Consider the following 18,113-nt stretch of genomic DNA (forward strand, 5'->3'; position numbering starts at 1 on the left):
CGCAACTGTAGTGACCCTGGTCCACCGGCCGATGTGTAGGGAACTCCGGTCGCACTTGGACCCGTGTGCTCCGCGGGCGCCTGGGAGAATGCGCGGGTGGGTTTGCAGACGCAGTTGCGGCGGGCGATCGCGGTGTTCCGGTTCGCCGCTCTGGGCTATCCGGTGCTGCTGGGCGCCTTCGCGTTCGAGGCGCTGGTGCGGCCGGTGGCCGCGGCGCTGCTGGTGGTCGTGCTCGGCGGGTGGACCGCGGTGGTGAGCTACCGGTACACCCGCAGAGGGTACGAGGAGCGGGTGGTCTACGCCGACCTCGCGGTGACGGCGCTGGCGGTCGCGGTGTCGGCGTGGGCACTGGCCGTCTCGGACGGGCCGGTGCCGATCTCGTTGGGGCCGTGGCTGGCCGGGGTGGTGCTCGCGTGGGGTGCGGCGTGGGGGCGGCGCAGCGGGGCCGTCGCGGGCGGGGTGATCGCGGTGTTCGGGATGGTGTTCCGGGGCGGCATCGGCGAGAACACGGTGAACGAGGCGGCGCTGCTGGTGCTCACGGGCTTCACCGTGGGGCACCTGGTGCGGCTCGGGGTGGAGGCCGAGGAGCGGACGCGGCGGGCGACCGAGCGAACCGCGGCGGCGAAGGAGCGGGAGCGGCTGGCGCGGGACATCCACGACTCGGTGCTGCAGGTGCTCGCGCTGGTGCAGCGGCGCGGCAACGAGATCGGCGGTGAGGCGGCCGAGCTGGGGCGGCTCGCGGGGCGGCAGGAGGAGGCGCTGCGGGCGCTGATCTCCTCCGAGGCGTACCAGCACCCGCTCGACGGGCGGCGGGACCTGCGCGAGCTCGTGGGGCGGCACGCGGGCGAGTCGGTGACCGTGGCGGCCCCGGCGACGCCGGTGCGGCTGCCCGCGGCGACCGCGCGGGAGGTCGCGGCGGCGGTGGCGAGCGCGGTCGACAATGTGCGGGACCACTGCCCGGAGGGGACGCGGGTGTGGCTGCTGGTGGAGGACGACGGCGAGGCGGTCACGGTGAGCGTCCGCGACGACGGGCCCGGCATCGCGCCGGGTCGGCTCGCGGAGGCCGCCGCCGAGGGGCGTCTCGGTGTGGCGCAGTCGATCGAGGGTCGGGTGCGGGAGCTCGGCGGGACCGTCACGGTGGTCTCCGGTCCCGGGTCGGGCACGGAGGTCGAGATGCGGGTGCCGCGTCCGCGAACGGAAGGGGACGCCGATGGCGACGCTCATCGTGGTCGATGACCACCCGATCTGGCGGGAGGCGATCGCCCGCGACCTGACCGGGGCCGGGCACCGCGTGCTCGCCGCCTGCGGAGAGGGCAGGGCGGCGCTCACCGCGATCCGGGAGCTGCGCCCCGACGTCGCGATCCTGGACCTGCAGCTGCCGGACCTCTCCGGAGTCGGTGTGCTGCAAGGCCTCGGGGAGGACTGCGCGACGGCGGTGCTCATCCTCTCGGCGAGCGGCGAATCGTCCGATGTGCTCGAGGCGATGAAGGCCGGGGCGCGCGGGTACCTCGTCAAATCGGCGTCGGCGGCCGAGCTCGCCGATGCGGTCGAGCGGGTCGCGGCCGGGGACGCGGTGTTCACGCCGGGCCTGGCGGGCCTCGTCCTCGGCGAGTACCGGCGCCTGGCGAACGCGAACGAGGAGGAGCGGCCGAAGCTCTCCGAACGCGAGACCGAGGTGCTGCGGCTCGTCGCGAAGGGACTGAACTACCGCGAGATCGCCGAGCGCCTGGTGCTCTCGCAGCGCACGGTGCAGAACCACGTGCAGCACATCCTCACGAAACTCCAGCTGCACAACCGGGCGCAGCTCGTGCGGTACGCGATCGAACAGGGCATCGACGGCGACTGAGTACTTTCGCCGCCCGTAATTGAGTAGAAGCGCCGATGGCGGGAACGGCGCCGGTCCTGTCCAATGGAGGGATGAACGCCTACATCACCGCCGCCGGCGCGTACCTCCCCGGTCCCCCGGTCGGCAACGACGAGATCGCGGCGCGCCTCGGCGGGGTCGACGAGCGCGGCGACCGCCTGCGCCGCCGCATCCTGGCCGCCAACGGGATCGCCAAACGCCACTACGCGCTCGACGCGCAGGGCCGCACGACCGAGCTGAACGAGGAGCTCGCCGCGAACGCGCTCCACGCCGCATTGGACGAGCGCGGGCTGGGCGCGGCCGACCTCGACATGCTCGCCACCGCCACCACCCAGGGCGACCTGCTCGTGCCCGGCTTCGCGTCGATGGTCCACGGCCGCTTGGGAGGCGGGCCGATGCAGGTGCTCTCCGCCTCCGGCGTGTGCGCCTCCAGCCTCGCCGCTTTGGACGCGGCGGTCGCGAAGGTGCGCCTGGGCGACCGGCGGCGCGCGGCCGTGGTCGGCAGCGAGCTGTCGAGCCGGTGGCTGCGGGGCTCGCGCTTCGGCGGCAAGCCCGGCAATGGCGGCGGGGACGCCGACGCCCACTTCCTGCGGTGGATGCTCTCCGACGGCGCCGGTGCGGTCCTGGTCGAGGCGCAGCCGCGCCCCGACCGGCCTTCGCTGCGCGTCGACTGGGTCCGCACGGTCTCGCTCGCGCACGCCAACCAGGTCTGCATGCGGGCCGGCATGGGCGAGGGCACCGCCCCCGCCGCGGGCCGCACCTGGCAGGACATGGGCAGCGCCGCCGCGGCCGAACAGGCCGGGATGATGCTGCTGCGGCAGGACACGAGCGCGCTCGGGGCGCTGGCCGAGGCGGGGCTGCGGGAGTTCCAGTCGCTCGCCCGCGAAGGGCTCATCGACCTCGGCAAGCTCGACCACGTGCTGTGCCACTACTCGACGAACGCGTTCCGCGACATCGTCTTCGACCAGCTGGCGTCCGCTGGCGCGCAGATCGACACGGGCCGGTGGTTCTCCAACCTCGAGACGCGCGGGAACACCGGCGCGGCCTCGATCTTCATCGCCTTGGAGGAGTGCTGGCGGACCGGGCGGTTCGAACCCGGCCAGACCGTGCTCCTCGCCGTGCCCGAATCGGGCCGGTTCACGTTCGGGTTCGCGCATCTGACCTGTGTGGACGCTGAAGCGGAGACGCCGGCGCCCGTGCCGGTCTCGCGGCCGGTGCAGGTCCCGCCCGTGGTGCAGCGCATCGCGCCGCAGTCCGCGAGCGTCCAGGACCGCCTGGCGGCCGTCTGGCAGGAGTTCGAGCAGCGGCTCGACCAGGTCCCGGTCATGCAACGCCTCGCCGAGGGCACCGCCACCATCGAGGACTACCGGCGGCTCCTGTTCAACCTGCGCCAGCAGGTCGCCGACGGCGCCCGCTGGATCTCCCGCGCCGCCTCCAACTTCTCGGTCGAACTGTTCGACCTCCGCAGCGCCGCCATCGGGCACGCCGCCGAGGAGCACCGCGACTTCATGATGATCGAACGCGACTACGCCGCCTGCGGCGGGTCCATCGAGGACATCCGCGCCGGCGAGAAGAACATCGGCTCCGAAGCCCTGTCGGCGTACATGTTCCACACCGCGAGCCAGCCCGACCCGATCGGCCTCCTCGGCGCCATGTTCATCATCGAAGGCCTCGGCACCGGCAAGGCCTCCGACTGGGCCGCCCGGTTCAAGACCACCCTCGGCCTGCGCGACGACCAGGTCGGCTTCCTCGCTTACCACGGCGAAGCCGACGACGACCACTTCGCGAAGCTCCAGGCCATCCTCGCCTCGCCGCGCATCGACGCCGCGGCCGCCGACGCCATCGTCAAGACCGCCAAGATCGTCGCCCGCCTCTACGCCCTCCAACTCGAAGAGCTCGACAATGTCTAGCTCGAACACTGCCCCGGAGCCGTCCGGCAGACCGCTCGGCGACCCTCCACTGTGGGACGCGATGAGGGCCGACCCCGCGATGCCCCTCGAACCCGGCGTCGCCCGCATGGTCACCGACGACCAGCGGCAGTGGACCCGCACCTGGATCTACCCCGTCCTGCGGCCCGTCTCGCGGGTGCTCGCGCTCGTCATCGTCGCCCTCAAGCGCCTCACGCCGGTGCGCTGGACCGCGCACCGGCTCATGGACCGGCTCTGCCTGTGGTTCCTGCGCCGCTTCGTCTCACCGCTCGCGGTCGAACTCCTCATCCGCCACTTCGTGATCGAGACGAACCTCCTCAACTTCATCGTCCGCAACACCCCCGCCGGGATCGAACCGGTCGCACTCCGGCCCGTGAACCTCGCCGGACTCGGCGACCGCGCCGTCATCGAGCACGACATCAACGTCTACGAAGTGCTCATCGCCCTCGACGGCAACCGGATCGGGCCCCCGCAGACCCTGGACTTCAGCGGCCTCGACATGCCCGCGCTCGACCCCGAGCCGCACCGGTTCCGCCTGATGCGCCTGGACATCCAGACCGCCCTGTGCCTCATGAACCTGCCGTTCGCCGCCTGCCTCACCCCCGACGAGTACCGCCGGGCCGTGCACTCCATGCGCTTCGACGACTCGATCCTCGCCATCCTGGCCGCGATCACCGGCGACCCGACGTTCCTACGCTGGTGCAGCGGCGACCTCGCTATCCGCGCCGACTCCAACACCGATGTGCCGCACGCCGTCTACCGCCACGCCGTGGTCTGCGAGTACGCGCACGCGCACCTGGTGAGGCTCGCCGCCCGGGGAGGACCGCTGCCGGTCTGTCCGGTCCCCGACAGTTCCGTCCCTTTCGCGTCAAGAACCCGTCAAGAACGTTGACGCCGCCGCCCCGCGGTGGTCCGCTTGAGGCATCAGCGGTTCTCCCACCGGAGGTGCAAGTTGCAGCGCACGCCCTCGACCCCGTACTCCCGCATCGGCGGCCTGACCGCCCTCGGCGGCTCGGTCCTCATGGTCGGCTCGATGTTCATGCCCTGGGTCGACACCGCCGGAGGCGGCTCGCTCGACTACTGGCACCTCTCCGGCGTCGCAGGCGTCCAGCCCGACACCCGTACCTACGTCATGTCCCTCGGACTCATGCTGCTCCTCGTCGTGTGGTGCGCCCTGTACTTCACGCTGCGCACCCATGAGACCCGCACTGTCTGGGCCTTCGGCGGCCTCGCGGGCGCCATGGTCATGTACGGCAGCGACCTGCGCATCAGCGAAGACCTCCCGGCCGGCTCGCTCGGCTCGGGCGAGGTCGTGGCCGCCGCCGGGCTGCTCCTGCTCGCAGCCGGGTCCGTGATGGCGCTGGCCGCGAACATCCCCGAGCCCGCACCGGTCCGGCGCCGGATCAGGAAGGTCCCGGTCTGAGAAGGTCCCGGTCTGAGTACGAGCACAGTAATACGTCACACGCCACATGTCACGCATCGCGAAGGCGGGGCGCCCGGACCACCGGACGCCCCGCCTTCGCAGTCGAGATCAGGCGCTGTCGCGGACGATCAGCTTCGTCGGCAGGATGACCGGCTCGACCTCCTCGTCCTCCAGCAGGGCGAGCAGCAGCCGCACGGTCTCCTCGGCCACATTCGCCAGCGGCTGCCGGACCGTGGTCAGGGCCGGGCGGGTCGCCGAAGCGATCGCCGAATCGTCGAACCCGCCGACCGCCACGTCCTCGGGGACCCGGCGACCGGCCGCGTGCAGCGCCTGCAGCGCCCCCGCGGCCATGAGGTCGGAAGCGACGAACACCGCGTCGAGGTCCGGCACGTTCTGCAGCAGCCGGTGCATGGCAGCCTCGCCGCCGGCCTGCGTGTAGTCGCTGTGCACGACCATCTGCTTCCCGGCCTTGCGGCCCAGCACGCCCGTGAACCCCTCCAGGCGGAGCGACCCGCCCGGCGTGTCGAGCGGACCGGTGATCATCCCGATCTTCCGGCGGCCCTGCTCGACCAGGTACTCGGCCATGGCACGCGCGCCGCCGCGCTCGTCCGCGGCGGCGTACGGGATCACCGACTCGCGGCCGAGCACCGCGCCGAGGGCGACCGCGGGCACGCCCGCGCGTTCGATCTCGTCGAGCAGCGGGTCGCCCGCGTGGGTGGAGATGAGCAGCGCGCCGTCCGCGTGGCCGCCGCGCAGGTAGCGCGCCACCCGGTCGCGGCCGCCGTCGTCGCCGGCGATCATGAGCACCAGCGACATGTCGCGGTCGGCCAGCTGGTTCGTGGCCACGCGCATGAGCACCGAGAAGTTCGGGTCCTCGAACAGCCGCTCCTGCGGTTCCGAGAGCACCATGACGATCGAACCGGTGCGGCTCGTCTTCAGGCTGCGGGCGGCGCGGTTCACGACGTACCCGGTCTCGGCGACCGCGCGCCGCACCGCCGCCTCGGCCGACAGCGAGACGTTCGCCTTGCCGTTGAGGACGCGGGAGACCGTGCCGCGCGAGACGCCCGAGGCCTCGGCCACGTCGTGGATCGTCGGTCGTTTCCGTGTCAAGATGCTCAGCTCTCCCTTGTGTCTCACTCGATTATCACTCGCCCCGGCGATCGCGACGGGCCGAGGCCCGCTCCGAGCCGGCGCCGTCGGGGAGCACGGTCGGGCGGGATGCGGGGCGGCCGCCCAAGGGGACGGCGACCGCTCCGCATGTGCCGCACGATAGGTCCGAACGGCTGTACCGCAGCGGTTTCACGCGCCGCCCAGCGCCCGCAGCGACGCCAGCGCGTTCCCGTCGAAGTCGAACAGCGCCTGGTTGGCCCAGGAGCTGCCGGACTCGTCGACCACGTCGTCGCCGTACTCCATGCCGGCCCGCGAGGCCCAGGTGGTGCCGTCGACCGGGAGCCACGCGGGCTCCCAGTAGACGATGCCGAGGCCGCGGCCGCCGGGCACGGCGTCCACTGTGGCGTAGAGGTCGCGCAGGAACGCGGCCTGCCGCTCGGGCGAGGCCGGGTAGCCGCCGGCTTCGGCGAGTTCGGGCTGGAACACCTGGTGGTGCCCGGCCGGGGCGTCGCCGGTCCACGCGTACGCGGTCTCGACGACCACGAGGTCCTTGCCGTAGCGCGCGGCGAGGTCGTTGAGGTTGGCGCCCAGGTCCTGGAGCGTCCCGTGCCAGTACGGGTAGTAGGACAGGCCGATCACGTCGAAGTCGAGGCCGCGCGCGGTCGCCTGGTCGAACCAGCCGCGGTAGAGCTCGTTCGCGCCGCCGAAGTCGAGGTGGATCATCACCCGCGCACCGGCACCCGGTTCGCGGACCGCGGTGACACCGGCCGCCAAAAGCCCGGTGAGCCGGTCGAACGCGGCCGGGTCCTCGCGTTCGAAGCGCCGTTCGGCGTCGAGGAACCGGGGCGTCCGGCCGTGCGGCCAGAGCATCCCGTTGGTGATCTCGTTGCCGACCTGGACCATGTCGGGCGACGCCCCGGCCGCTGCGAGTGCGGTCAGGACGTCCGAGGTCCAGTCGTGCACGCGCGCTTCGAGGTCGGCGCCTTCGAGGCCGCGCCAGGCCTTCGGCGTGGACTGCTTCTTCGGGTCGGTCCAGAAGTCGGAGTAGTGCAGGTCGAGGAGGACCGCGTGGCCTGCGGCCTTGGCGCGGCGGGCCAGCGCGATCGTCGTCGCCAGGTCGTTCGTGCCGCCCAGGTAGGGCTCGCCGGCCTCGTCGCGCGGGTCCACCCACAGGCGCAGGCGGATCCAGTTGACGCCTTGGGCGGCAAGGAGTTCGAAGAGGTCGTGCGGCGTGCCGCCGGCGCGGAAGACCGCGCCGCGCTGCTCGATCTCGGCGGTCATCGAGACGTCCGCGCCCCGGATGCGTGCCATGGGCCTATCCCTTCTCGGCGCCGGCGCTCGCGCCGGTGACCAGGTAGCGCTGGAGCACGATGTAGAGGATCGTGATCGGCAGGGCGAGCACGACGGCGCCGGCGGCGAACGTGGTGTACGAGTTGGCGTACTCGGAGCTGATCATATTGAACAGGCCGAGGGCGACGGTCTGCTTGTCCGCGCTCTGCAGCACCAGCCGGGGCAGGATGAAGTCCATCCACGGCAGCGTGAACTGCGTGATCGCCACGAAGGTGAGCATCGGCCGCATGAGCGGCAGGATGATCTTCGCGAAGATCGTGAGGCGCCCGGCCCCGTCGATCGCGGCGGCCTCGTCGAGGCTCGCGGGCAGGTTGTCGGTGTAGCCCTTCATGAGCCAGATGTTGTACGGCAGGGCGCCGGCGATGCTCACGAGCGCGAGGCCGGTGAGCGAGTCGAGCAGGCCGAAGTTCAGGAAGAGCATGTACACGGCGATGGCGGCCAGGAAGGCCGGGAACATCTGCAGGATGAGGATGCTCAGCAGGCCCGCTTTGCGGCCCTTGAACTTGACGCGCGAGAACACGTACCCGCAGACGGCCGCGAGCACGACCGAGCCGGCCATGTTGAGCACGGCGACGTAGAGCGAGTTGAGGTACCAGCGGCCGTAGGAGGTCTCGGTGAAGAGGTCCGTGTAGTGCGCGATCGTGGCCTCGGAGGGGAACGGCGAGACCTCGCCGAGCCCGTCGCCGGGGCTCAGGGAGGCGCCGACGACCCACAGGAGCGGGAAGACGACGACGGCGGCGACGAGGACGAGCTCGAGGTGGATGAGGACCGTGGAGAGGCCCTCGCCGCGGGGGCGCCTGCGGCGGCGCGGCGGTGTGGCGGTCCCGCTCGGCGCGGGGCGTTCGGCAATCTTGGCGGTCATGGTCAGAGCTCCCGAATCGCCTTGGAGCGGTTGAGGTTCCACACGGAGATCGTGCCGACGATGAGGAAGATGAAGAGGCTCATCACGGCGCCGATGTTGTACAGCTGGGTCTCGAAGGTGAGCTTGAACAGCCAGGTGACGAGCAGGTCGGTGCTGCCGGCGAACCGGTAGTCGGCGTTGTCGGGGCCGCCTTCGGTGAGGAAGTAGACCACGCCGAAGTTGTTGAAGCTGGACACGAACGAGAGGATGAGCAGCGGCGCGACGGTCTTGTGGACCACCGGCAGGGTGATGTGCCGCAGCTGCTGGAAGGCGCTGGCGCCGTCCATGCGGGCCGCCTCGTAGTAGCTGGCGTCGATGTTGGTGAGCACGCCGCCGACGAGGGCCATGAAGAACGGGAAGGTGAGCCACAGGTTGATGAGCAGCACCACCGCGCGGGCGAGGTTCGGGTTCGAGGCGTCGGTGAACCAGTAGATGCGGTCATCGGTGAGGCCGACGTCGACGAGCCACTGGCTGACGGGACCGAACTGGCCGTTGAACATCGAGCGGAACACCAGGGCGGAGACGATCGCGGGGACCGCCCAGGGCAGGAGGAAGATCGACCGCCACACGCGCGGGGCCTTGACCTTCTTGTTCGCCAGGAGCACGGCCTGGAAGAAGCCGAGCGCGTAGGAGGCGACCGTGGTGACGAGCGCGAACACGAACGTCCAGGCGAGGACGCCGAGGAAGGTGTCGGTCCAGGCGGAGCCGGAGAGGATCGCGCCGAAGTTGTCGAAACCGACCCATTCGACGAGGTTCTTGGGGGGCAGGTGGTCGCGGTTGTAGTTGGTGAAGGCCACCAGGATGACGAACAGGACCGGCAGCACGGACATGAACACGACGAGCACGAGGCCCGGCGAGAGCATGATGTACGCGAACGCGCTGTCCCACAGCCGCCGGTAGTACGCCGCGGAGGATTCGCGGGCGCCGCCGGTGTTGAGCGCGGCTCGGTAGGCGGCGGCGTCGCGGACGCCCCAGATCCAGATGACCGCCAGGAGGGCGAGGACGAGCAGTGCGATGAGGCCGCTGGCAAGGAGGGTGACGGAGTTGTCGCCTTCGGAGAGCCCGGTCAGGGTCATCTGCCGCGACTGGGTGCCGAGGGTGAACAGGCCCCACAGGCCCTTGACGAAGAACCCGCCGTTGGAGCGGGCAGTGAAGTCCATTCCGGCGTAGTAGTTGCCGGAGGCGATCTCCCAGCCGACCAGGCCTGCGAAGAACGCGAAGTAGAAGGCGGCTTTGCCCGCCTGGCGGTTGAGGAGCTGGCCGGCCCCCCACACCAGTGCCGAGGCGAGGCCCGGCACCAGTGCGGGGAGCCTGCTGCTTGGAGCGTTGCTCATCGTGCCGTGGGCCCTAAAGTCCGTGCAGCTCGTTGTAGGTGTCGACGGCCTTGGTCTGGGCGTCGGCGGCGGCGCTCAGGGAGTCCCAGACGTCGACGGCGAGGGTGTTGCCGACCTCCCAGAAGTACTCGGGGACCTGCGGGATGAGGTCGGCCTGGGCGGACTGCTGGACGATGCCGGCGACGTGCGGGTCGTCGGCGAGGCCTTCGATGCCGGCGAGCAGTTCGGCGTTGAGGGCCGGGATCTGGCCGGTGGCGGCGTAGAGGGCGGCGGCGCCGGCGTCGGAGGCCAGGAAGGCGGCGAAGACGCGGGCGGCGGCCGGGTACTTGGTGTAGCCGGAGACGACGGCGGTGTGCATGCCGGCGAAGGAGCTGGCGGGCTGGCCGCCGTCGACGCTCGGGAGGACCGTGACGCCGTACTCGAAGCCGTTCGCCTCGGCGCCGGCGTCGGAGTCGGCGAAGGCCCATGGGCCGTTGATGGCGTAGGGGGTGTTGCCGGCGGCGAACTCCTGGCGGATGTTCTCCTCCGTGGCGTCGGCGGCGGGGACGTCGAAGACCTCGCGCAGGCCCGCGTAGTAGTCGAGGGCCGCCACGAGCGCCGGGTCGTCGAAGTTCGGCTTCGCCGGGTCGAGGTCCGGGTAGAGCTGCCAGCCGACGGCCGAGAGGATCGAGTAGGCGTGGTAGATCTCGCCGGGGGTGAACTGGACGGTCCACTGGTTCTTGGACGCGTCGTTGTACTCGGCGGCGAGGGCCTTGATCTCCTCCCAGGTGGCGGCCGGGGCGTCGGAGCCGGTGAGCTCCTTGAGGAGGGTCTTGTTGTAGAACAGCGCGATCGACTCGGTGGTGACCGGGACGGCGTGCATGGTGCCGTCGTCGCCACCGGAGACGACGCCGGTGAAGGTCGCGCTCATGCGGCCCTTGAGCACGGTCTCGTACTCGCCGAGGGGGGCGGCCACGCCCTGGTCGATGGCGCGGGAGAGCTGGTCGTAGAAGGACATGTAGACGTCGGCGCCCTGCCCGGCCTCGCCGGCGGTGGTCATCTTCTCGACGGCGTCGTTCTGGGGCACGAGCTCGTACTCGACCTTCACGCCCTGGAACTGCTCGGTGAAGGCCGCGATGATCGCCTCGGCGACGTAGTCCTGCTCGAACCAGACCTTGAGGGCGGCCTTGCCGGAGGCGATGTCCTCCTCCATCACGTACTGCTGGGCGTCGGCGTCCCACTCGAGGCCGCCGCTCTGGGCGTTCTCGTCGTCCTCGGGACCGCCGCAGGCGGCGAGGGTTCCGGCCGCGGCGACGCCGCCGCCGATTGCGAGGAGGTTGCGGCGGTTGAGGGAGGGTCCCGCGTGAGCACCGTTGCTGCGCATGTCAAGTCCTTGTCTCGGGTGAGTGGTGGCCTGGTCGGCGCAGGGCGTATGAATCGCGCCACCAGGCTGTGAACGATTACACGAATCTAGCGACTCGAATCCCGGTTAGCAACTAAGTTTTGGGCCTAATGTCCGCTTTTTAGACAAAAATTCTTCATAGAACGATCACAATTTTGAAACAGCGCCCCTCTCATCCTCAGGTTGCGTCAGGGCCGAGGGTCCAGTACTGTGCACGTTCACAGGCATTGATGCAAGGAACCTCACAGGAGACACGGTGCAGACCATTCGCTACGGAGGCGACTACAACCCCGAACAGTGGCCCGAGGAGGTCTGGCACGAGGACGTCCGCCTCATGCGCGAGGCGGGAGTGAACCTCGTCAGCCTCGGGATCTTCAACTGGGGGATCATCGAGCCCGCCCCCGGTGCATACGACTGGACCGGCCTCGACCAGGTCATCGAGCTGCTGCACGCCAACGGCATCGGCGTCGACCTGGGCACGCCCACGTCCGCCCCGCCCTCGTGGCTGCGCCGCGCGCACCCCGAGATCCGCCTCGTCGACTTCGAGGGCCGCACCATGGCCTCCGGCTCGCGCCACGGCGTGTGCCCCTCGCACCCGGTCTACAGCGACGCGTGCGCGTCGATCGTGGAGCAGCTCGCGGCCCGCTACGGCGCGCATCCCGCCGTCCAGATGTGGCACCTGCACAACGAGTACGGCTGGGCCAACGTCCAGTGCTACTGCGACGAGTCCGCCGCGCACTTCCGGCGCTGGCTCGCGGCGAAGTACGGCGATGTGGACGCGCTCAACGAGGCCTGGGGCACCGCCTTCTGGGGCCTCACCTACCGCGACTTCGACCAGGTCGAGGCCCCCGCGGCCGCCCCGCCCGGCGTCAACCCCGCCTTGAAGCTCGACTGGATGCGCTTCTCAGGCGACGCGCACCTCGCCAACTACCGGCTCCAGCGCGACATCATCGCCCGCCACTCCGCCGCCCCGGCCACCACGAACTTCATGGTGCCCAACTGCAAGGACATGGACTACTTCCGCTGGGCCGAGCACGTCGACGTCGTCTCCAACAACCACTACCTCATCGCCGAGCGCGAGGAGCACGAGATCGAGCTCGCCATGAGCGCCGACCTCACCCGCGCCGTCGCCGGCGGCCCGTGGATGGTCATGGAGCACTCGACGTCGGCCGTGAACTGGCAGCCGCGCAACATCGCCAAGACCCCCGGCGAGATGCGCCGCAACTCCCTCGCCCACGTCGCGCGCGGCGCCGACGGCCTCATGTTCTTCCAGTGGCGAGCCTCCCGCGCCGGGGCCGAGAAGTTCCACTCCGCGATGCTCCCCCACGGCGGCACCGACACCCAGGTGTGGCGCGACGTCGTCGCCCTCGGCAGCGACCTCGAGAAACTCTCCACTGTGGTCGGTACCGACGTGCACGCCGAGGTCGCGGTCCTGTGGGACTGGGAGTCCTGGTGGGCCCTCGAACTCGAATGGCGCCCCTCGGTGGACCTGGAGTTCCGCGAGCGCGTCGAGGCCTACTACGGGTCGCTGTGGAAGCAGCACGTCACCGTCGACTTCGCGCACCCCGAAAGCGACCTCGGCCGCTACAAGGCCGTGATCGCGCCGTCCTCCTACCTGCTCACCACGTCGGCCGCAAAGAACCTGCGCGGATACGTCGAAGACGGCGGCCACCTGCTCGTCTCCTACTTCTCCGGGGTCGTCGACGAGCACGACACCGTGCACCCGGGCGCGCACGCCGCGGTGCTGCGGGAGACGCTCGGCCTGTGGGTCGAGGAGTACCACCCGCTGCACGAGGGCGCCCGGCTCGCCCTCACCTCGGGTGCGAGCGGGCGGATCTGGTCCGAGCACGTGCGCCTCGACGGAGCCGAGGCCGTGGCCGCGTTCGCGGAGGGCCCGGACGCGGGCCGCCCTGCGGTCACGCGGCACCCCGTCGGCTCCGGCACCGCCTGGTACGCCGCGACCGCCCTCGACGACGCCACCGGCCTGCGCGACCTCCTCGCCCGCGTGCTCGACGGCGCCGGTGTCGCACGGCCGCAAGGCATTCCGGACGGACTCGAAGCGGTCCGCCGCGGCCCCCTCAGTTTCCTGATCAACCACACCGGTCAGGACCAGCACGTCCCGGACCTCCGGGGCACCGACGCCCTCAGCGGCGTCGTCTACACCGACGGCGTCCCGGTTCCCGCCGGGGAGGTCGTCGTCCTCGCGCACGCGGGGAACTGATCCCTCCGCGGCCGCAGGCCGCACCACCACTGCAAGTGCTACCCCATAAGGACGGTTCGCAATGAAGCGAAGGACCGCGCTCACCGCCGCGGCGGCGGCACTCGCCGCCCCCGCCCTGGCCCTCGGCACCGCCGGGTCCGCGGCAGCCCAGACCGCGTTCGCGCGCGGCGCCGACATCTCCAGCCTCGCCAAGTCCGAGGCCAAAGGCGGCGTGTACATGTGGCCCGACGGCTGGCAGGAGGACGCCGTCTGGATCCTCCAGAAGAGCGGCGTCAACTGGATCCGCCTGAAGGTCTGGGTCAACCCCGCCGACGGCTACAACAACAGGACCCACGTCGTCAACGTCGCCAAGCGCGCCCGCGCGGCCGGCATGAACGTGCTCGTCGACTTCCACTACACCGACACCTGGGCCGACCCGGGCGCGCAGCCCAAACCCGCGGCCTGGGCGAACTACAGCGTCGCGCAGCTGAAGACCGCGATCTACGACCACACCCGGGACGTCCTGGGCGCCATGGTCGCCGCGGGCGCGGCGCCGCAGATGGTCCAGGTCGGCAACGAGCTCAACGCCGGGATGCTGTGGCCCACCGGCCGCTACGACCAGCTCGACAACCTCGCGCAGTTCCTCATCTCGGGCGCCAACGCCGTCCGCGCCACGGTCCCCGCCGCGAAGGTCATGCTGCACCTCGCCGAGGGCGGCAACAACTCGGTGTTCCGCTGGTTCTTCGACGCCATGCAGGCCCGCGGCGTCACCTGGGACACGATCGGCGCCTCGTACTACCCGTACTGGCACGGCTCGCTGTCCGGCCTGCAGTCGAACCTCAACGACATGGCCTCCCGCTACGGCAAACCCGTGTACGTGGTCGAGACCGCGTACCCGTTCAACCCCGGTGACCGCGACGGCTTCGGCAACATCATCAGCGCCGCGACCCCCGTCTCCGGCTACCCGGCCAGCTACGCGGGCCAGTCGAACATGCTCCAGGCGATCGCCAACGTCGTGAAGGCCGTGCCGAACGGCCGCGGCGCGGGCGTGTTCTGGTGGGAGGCCACCTGGACCGCCGTCGCCGGCAACGGCTGGGACCCGTACGACCCCAACAGCAAGAACGGCTGGGAGAACCAGGCCCTGTTCGACTTCGCGTGGAAGGCCACCCCGGCGCTCAAGACGCTCGGCACCCTCTAGACCCCACTCTGAGCGGGCCGGACCGTACTTCTCGGGACCGGCCCGCCTCCCTCGACTCCTCGAAAGGAACGCCATGAAACGCAGAACCGCGCTCACCGCCGCCGGTGCGGCCGCCATCGGCGCCGCCACCGCGAGCAGCGCCGCGGCCGCCCCGACCCAGCGCTCTGGCAAGGCCCGCTTCGTGCGCGGCGCCGACATCTCCGGCCTGATCAAGAACGAGGACTACGGCGCGGTCTACCGCCGCGCCGACGGCCGCCGCGGCGACGCCGTCAAGATCCTCGCCGAGAACGGCCTCAACTGCATCCGCGCCAAGGTGTGGGTCGACCCCGCCGACGGCTACAACACCAAGACCCAGGTCGTCGAACTCGGCAGGCGCGCCAAACGCGCCGGCATGGACCTCCTGGTCGACTTCCACTACTCCGACACGTGGGCCGACCCTGGCAAGCAGTACAAGCCCGCGGCCTGGGCCGGACTGGGCTTCGCCGACCTGAAGACCGCGGTGTACGAGCACACTGCCGACGTGCTCGGCGCGCTCAAGCGGGCCGGGGTCGAACCGGGGCTCGTGCAGGTCGGCAACGAGACCAACGGCGGCCTCATCTGGCCCGACGGCCGCTGGGACCAGCTCGAGCAGATGGCCGGGCTCCTGACGGCCGGCTGCGACGCGGTCGCCGACGTCCTCCCCAAGGCGCAGACGATCCTGCACCTGGCCGAGGGCGGCAACAGCGGCGCGTTCCAGTGGTTCTTCGACAACGCGGTCGCGAACGGCGTGCCGTTCCACGCGATCGGCGCGTCGTTCTACCCGTACTGGCACGGCGAGCTCGCCGGGCTGGCCGCGAACCTGAACGACCTGGCGGGCCGGTACGGCAAGCCGCTGTACCTGGTCGAGACGGCCTACCCGTTCACCACGGGCGACTCGGACGGGTTCGCGAACATCATGACCGACCCTGAGCCGGTGGCGGGCTTCCCGTCGAGCCCGGAGAACCAGTCGTACTGGATCACGGCGATCGCCGACGTGGTGAAGGCCGTGCCGAACGGGCTCGGCAAGGGCCTGTTCTGGTGGGAGGCCACCTGGACCGGCGTCGCCGGCGCCGGATGGGACCCGGCCGACCCGGCCAGCGGCAACGGGTGGGAGAACCAGGCACTGTTCGACTTCGACGGCAAGGCGCTGCCGGGGTTGCGGACGTTGGGCACTCTGTAGGGACACCCCGAAGACGCCGTGCCGTCTGATCCTCCGCGACCCGACCGGGTCAAGACCGGGCCGCGGAGGGTCGGGCGGCACGGCATTCGTCGCTCCTGACCGGATCGGTCCGCAGCACGGCGCGATCGTGCCTGGCCGCAATGCTTCCGGCGAACGACGCTTGACTGCATGAGAACCGCACTCTTCGTCATCGACGTCCAGGAGTCCTTCCGGCAGCGCCCCATGTGGGCCCACATGTCGAACCCCGACATCGTCGCCTCGATCAATCCGCTCGTGGAGGCCGCGCGCGCGGGCGGCCACCTGGTGGTGTGGGTGCGCCACGCCGAACCGGGCACTGGCAACGTGTTCGACCCCGCGAGCGGGTTCGTCGAGTACCTGCCCGGTCTTAAACCCCTTGCGGGCGAGCCGGAACTGTTCAAGACCTCCCATAACGTGTTCACCACGACGAACGCGCAGCAGCTCCTCACTCAGGAGGGGATCGGCGAGGTCGCGGTGACGGGCATCCGCACTGAGCAGTGCTGCGAGACGACCGCGCGGGTCGCCTCGGACCTCGGATACCGGACGGTCTTCGTCACGGACGCCACGTCGACGAACCCGGTCGAGCACCGGGACGCGCCACAGGGCCGGAATCTCGAGGAGGTCCTGGCGGACCCGCGCACGCTGGGGACGGACGCGATCATCGAGCGGACCGAGTACGCGCTGTCGGGGCGGTTCGCGACGGTGACGGGAGTGGACGCGCTGGTGCGCGAGTGGCAGGATCGTGCTGCCGACTGAACGCTGAAGGGGGCGCGGTGTCCGAGGTGGTCTTCCTGCTGGTGCCGAAGTTGCATCTGCTCGATCTGGCGGGCGCGGCGCAGGTCTTCTCGACCGCCGCGGATGTGCTGACCCGCCCGGGCGGGTCAGCGCCTTACCGGCTGCGGTTCGTCGCGGACGACCCCGAAGTGCCCACGGCCCAAGGACTTGCGGTGAAGGCCGAGACCGCATGGCCGCGTCTGGGCACGGACGATCTGGTCATGGTGCCCGGCTGGCGGTCCCCCGGGACCGCGGGCGGCCCGCGGCTCTCGGCCTCCCAGGCCCGGAACCTGTTCGAGCACCACCGCCGCGGCGGCACGGTCGCGAGCGTCTGCTCGGGCGCGTTCGCGCTCGGGCAGGCGGGCCTGCTCGACGGGCGGCGGTGCACCACGCACCACGACCTGCAGGAGGAGCTGGCGCGGCGCTTCCCTGACGCCGCAGTAATACGTGACGTTCTATATACCGAGGACGACCGCGTGATCACCTCGGCGGGGATCGCGAGCGGGATCGACCTGGCGCTGCATCTCGTGGCGGTGCGCCACGGACCGGCGGCGGCCGCGCGGGTGGCGCGGGAGATGGTGGTCTTCGCGCGCCGCAACGGGGACGAGCCGCAGGCGAGCGCGATGCTGCGGCACCGCTCGCACCTGTCGGACACCGTGCACCGCGTCCAGGACCGGATCGACGCGCACTTCACGGAACCACTGCGCCTGCCCGACCTGGCGGCCGCGTCGGGAGTCTCGCAGCGGACCCTCACCCGGCAGTTCGCGGAGGCGACGGGCCTGACGCCGCTGCGGTACCAGTCGCTGCTGCGCCTGGAGCGGGCCGAGCACCTGATCGGGCATGGCGCCACGGTCGACGCGGCAGCGCGGGCGGTCGGCTTCGCGGACGCGAGGATGCTGCGGCGCCTGCGGGCGGGCGCCGCAGCGTGAGCCGGTTGGTTCGGGCCCGCTAGAAGGCGTACGGCCCGAACCGGCCCCAGGCGATGATCGCCGCGAGGACGAAGAGCACGGCATTGACCGGCAGGCTGGAGTACTCGCCCTTGCGGAAGTGGTAGATCCCCGCGAGCACCATGGTGAGCGCCAGCCCGACCGCGGCGAGCGGGGTGAGGATCACCGCGATGCCGGTGAGCGCGGGCAGGACCAGGCCGAGTGCACCGGCGACCTGCGTGATGCCGACGAACTTGACCATCGCCGGGGAGAAGTCGTCGACCCAGGAGAAGTTCGCGACGAGCTTCTCCTTCGGCTGCGTCGCCTTCAGCGTGCCGCCGGCGAGGAAGGCGGCGGCGAGCAGGCCTTGGAGGATCCAGAGGAACACGTTCATGGGGGCGGTCTCCTGACAGCGTCATGGTCGAGACCGCTCCAGGAAGTGGAGCGGTCTATCCGTTACGGGGCTCTCAGTCTAACAACACAAGCGGATAGGGCATTCCACTTGGTT

The 18,113-nt window shown here is 70.8% G+C and carries 16 protein-coding genes; 10 read left to right on the plus strand and 6 right to left on the minus strand.

Annotated elements, in window-relative coordinates; translation table 11 throughout:
- Positions 1-96: 96 nt before the first annotated feature.
- The 5 genes from AB0I03_RS05135 to AB0I03_RS05155 all read left to right on the plus strand — a co-directional run bounded on the left by AB0I03_RS05135 (position 97) and on the right by AB0I03_RS05155 (position 5,215).
- Positions 97-1,236, plus strand: coding sequence for a DUF5931 domain-containing protein (locus AB0I03_RS05135; RefSeq protein ID WP_360406654.1), 1,140 nt, complete (start codon positions 97-99; stop codon positions 1,234-1,236).
- Positions 1,211-1,846 carry a response regulator transcription factor gene (locus tag AB0I03_RS05140; protein ID WP_360406657.1) on the plus strand — a complete coding sequence of 212 codons (636 nt, stop codon included), beginning with the start codon at positions 1,211-1,213 and terminating at the stop codon, positions 1,844-1,846. Before AB0I03_RS05135 ends, AB0I03_RS05140 begins: the two co-directional genes overlap by 26 nt.
- 71 nt (positions 1,847-1,917) lie before the next feature.
- The gene (locus AB0I03_RS05145; protein WP_360406660.1) at positions 1,918-3,774 is read left to right on the plus strand and encodes a 3-oxoacyl-[acyl-carrier-protein] synthase III C-terminal domain-containing protein; all 1,857 of its coding nucleotides are present in this window, start codon (positions 1,918-1,920) and stop codon (positions 3,772-3,774) included.
- Positions 3,767-4,684, plus strand: a complete 918-nt coding sequence (locus tag AB0I03_RS05150) for a hypothetical protein (RefSeq protein ID WP_360406663.1) — start codon at positions 3,767-3,769, stop codon at positions 4,682-4,684. Before AB0I03_RS05145 ends, AB0I03_RS05150 begins: the two co-directional genes overlap by 8 nt.
- A gap of 60 nt (positions 4,685-4,744) precedes the next feature.
- Positions 4,745-5,215, plus strand: coding sequence for a hypothetical protein (locus AB0I03_RS05155; RefSeq protein WP_360406666.1), 471 nt, complete (start codon positions 4,745-4,747; stop codon positions 5,213-5,215).
- Between the two features lie 108 nt (positions 5,216-5,323).
- Here the strand turns inward: AB0I03_RS05155 and AB0I03_RS05160 are convergent, their stop codons facing one another.
- From AB0I03_RS05160 to AB0I03_RS05180, 5 genes are all read right to left on the minus strand, one after another.
- On the minus strand, positions 5,324-6,325 hold the full coding sequence (locus AB0I03_RS05160) for a LacI family DNA-binding transcriptional regulator (RefSeq protein ID WP_360406669.1): 1,002 nt from the start codon (positions 6,323-6,325) through the stop codon (positions 5,324-5,326).
- A 189-nt stretch (positions 6,326-6,514) separates the two neighbouring features.
- Complete coding sequence (locus AB0I03_RS05165) at positions 6,515-7,636, minus strand: glycosyl hydrolase 53 family protein (RefSeq protein WP_360406672.1); 1,122 nt, start codon at positions 7,634-7,636, stop codon at positions 6,515-6,517.
- 4 nt (positions 7,637-7,640) lie between these two features.
- Entirely contained in the window at positions 7,641-8,537 is an 897-nt protein-coding gene (locus tag AB0I03_RS05170) for a sugar ABC transporter permease (RefSeq protein ID WP_360406676.1), read from the minus strand.
- Positions 8,538-8,539: 2 nt separating this feature from the next.
- A complete protein-coding gene (locus tag AB0I03_RS05175) occupies positions 8,540-9,910 on the minus strand; it encodes a sugar ABC transporter permease (protein WP_360406679.1) in 1,371 nt (456 codons plus the stop codon).
- Between the two features lie 13 nt (positions 9,911-9,923).
- On the minus strand, positions 9,924-11,273 hold the full coding sequence (locus AB0I03_RS05180; RefSeq protein WP_360406682.1) for an extracellular solute-binding protein: 1,350 nt from the start codon (positions 11,271-11,273) through the stop codon (positions 9,924-9,926).
- 274 nt (positions 11,274-11,547) lie between these two features.
- Between AB0I03_RS05180 and AB0I03_RS05185 the strand changes: the two genes are divergently transcribed.
- From AB0I03_RS05185 to AB0I03_RS05205, 5 genes are all read left to right on the plus strand, one after another.
- The gene (locus AB0I03_RS05185; protein ID WP_360406685.1) at positions 11,548-13,512 is read left to right on the plus strand and encodes a beta-galactosidase; all 1,965 of its coding nucleotides are present in this window, start codon (positions 11,548-11,550) and stop codon (positions 13,510-13,512) included.
- Positions 13,513-13,573: 61 nt separating this feature from the next.
- Positions 13,574-14,689, plus strand: a complete 1,116-nt coding sequence (locus AB0I03_RS05190; protein ID WP_360406687.1) for an arabinogalactan endo-1,4-beta-galactosidase — start codon at positions 13,574-13,576, stop codon at positions 14,687-14,689.
- A gap of 73 nt (positions 14,690-14,762) precedes the next feature.
- Positions 14,763-15,887, plus strand: a complete 1,125-nt coding sequence (locus tag AB0I03_RS05195) for an arabinogalactan endo-1,4-beta-galactosidase (RefSeq protein ID WP_360406690.1) — start codon at positions 14,763-14,765, stop codon at positions 15,885-15,887.
- A 168-nt stretch (positions 15,888-16,055) separates the two neighbouring features.
- Positions 16,056-16,661 carry an isochorismatase family protein gene (locus AB0I03_RS05200; protein ID WP_360406693.1) on the plus strand — a complete coding sequence of 202 codons (606 nt, stop codon included), beginning with the start codon at positions 16,056-16,058 and terminating at the stop codon, positions 16,659-16,661.
- Positions 16,662-16,678: 17 nt separating this feature from the next.
- Positions 16,679-17,608, plus strand: a complete 930-nt coding sequence (locus tag AB0I03_RS05205; RefSeq protein WP_360406696.1) for a DJ-1/PfpI family protein — start codon at positions 16,679-16,681, stop codon at positions 17,606-17,608.
- Positions 17,609-17,627: 19 nt separating this feature from the next.
- Here AB0I03_RS05205 and AB0I03_RS05210 read toward each other — a convergent pair whose 3' ends face one another.
- Positions 17,628-17,999: a DoxX family protein gene (locus AB0I03_RS05210; protein WP_360406699.1), complete on the minus strand. Its 372-nt coding sequence runs from the start codon at positions 17,997-17,999 to the stop codon at positions 17,628-17,630.
- Positions 18,000-18,113 lie beyond the last annotated feature (114 nt).

Origin of the sequence: Glycomyces sp. NPDC021274 (genome assembly GCF_040641195.1) — a bacterium.
In the GTDB taxonomy this organism is placed as follows: Bacteria; Actinomycetota; Actinomycetes; order Mycobacteriales; family Micromonosporaceae; genus Glycomyces.

Excerpts from the sequence above, each read along its gene's own strand:
- AB0I03_RS05140 (WP_360406657.1), top strand. The coding sequence starts at position 1,211 with ATGGCGACGCTCATCGTGGTCGATGACCACCCGATCTGGCGGGAGGCG.
- AB0I03_RS05145 (WP_360406660.1), top strand. The coding sequence starts at position 1,918 with ATGAACGCCTACATCACCGCCGCCGGCGCGTACCTCCCCGGTCCCCCG.
- AB0I03_RS05150 (WP_360406663.1), top strand. The coding sequence starts at position 3,767 with ATGTCTAGCTCGAACACTGCCCCGGAGCCGTCCGGCAGACCGCTCGGC.
- AB0I03_RS05165 (WP_360406672.1), bottom strand. The coding sequence starts at position 7,636 with ATGGCACGCATCCGGGGCGCGGACGTCTCGATGACCGCCGAGATCGAG.
- AB0I03_RS05170 (WP_360406676.1), bottom strand. The coding sequence starts at position 8,537 with ATGACCGCCAAGATTGCCGAACGCCCCGCGCCGAGCGGGACCGCCACA.
- AB0I03_RS05175 (WP_360406679.1), bottom strand. The coding sequence starts at position 9,910 with ATGAGCAACGCTCCAAGCAGCAGGCTCCCCGCACTGGTGCCGGGCCTC.
- AB0I03_RS05180 (WP_360406682.1), bottom strand. The coding sequence starts at position 11,273 with ATGCGCAGCAACGGTGCTCACGCGGGACCCTCCCTCAACCGCCGCAAC.
- AB0I03_RS05190 (WP_360406687.1), top strand. The coding sequence starts at position 13,574 with ATGAAGCGAAGGACCGCGCTCACCGCCGCGGCGGCGGCACTCGCCGCC.
- AB0I03_RS05195 (WP_360406690.1), top strand. The coding sequence starts at position 14,763 with ATGAAACGCAGAACCGCGCTCACCGCCGCCGGTGCGGCCGCCATCGGC.
- AB0I03_RS05200 (WP_360406693.1), top strand. The coding sequence starts at position 16,056 with ATGAGAACCGCACTCTTCGTCATCGACGTCCAGGAGTCCTTCCGGCAG.
- AB0I03_RS05210 (WP_360406699.1), bottom strand. The coding sequence starts at position 17,999 with ATGAACGTGTTCCTCTGGATCCTCCAAGGCCTGCTCGCCGCCGCCTTC.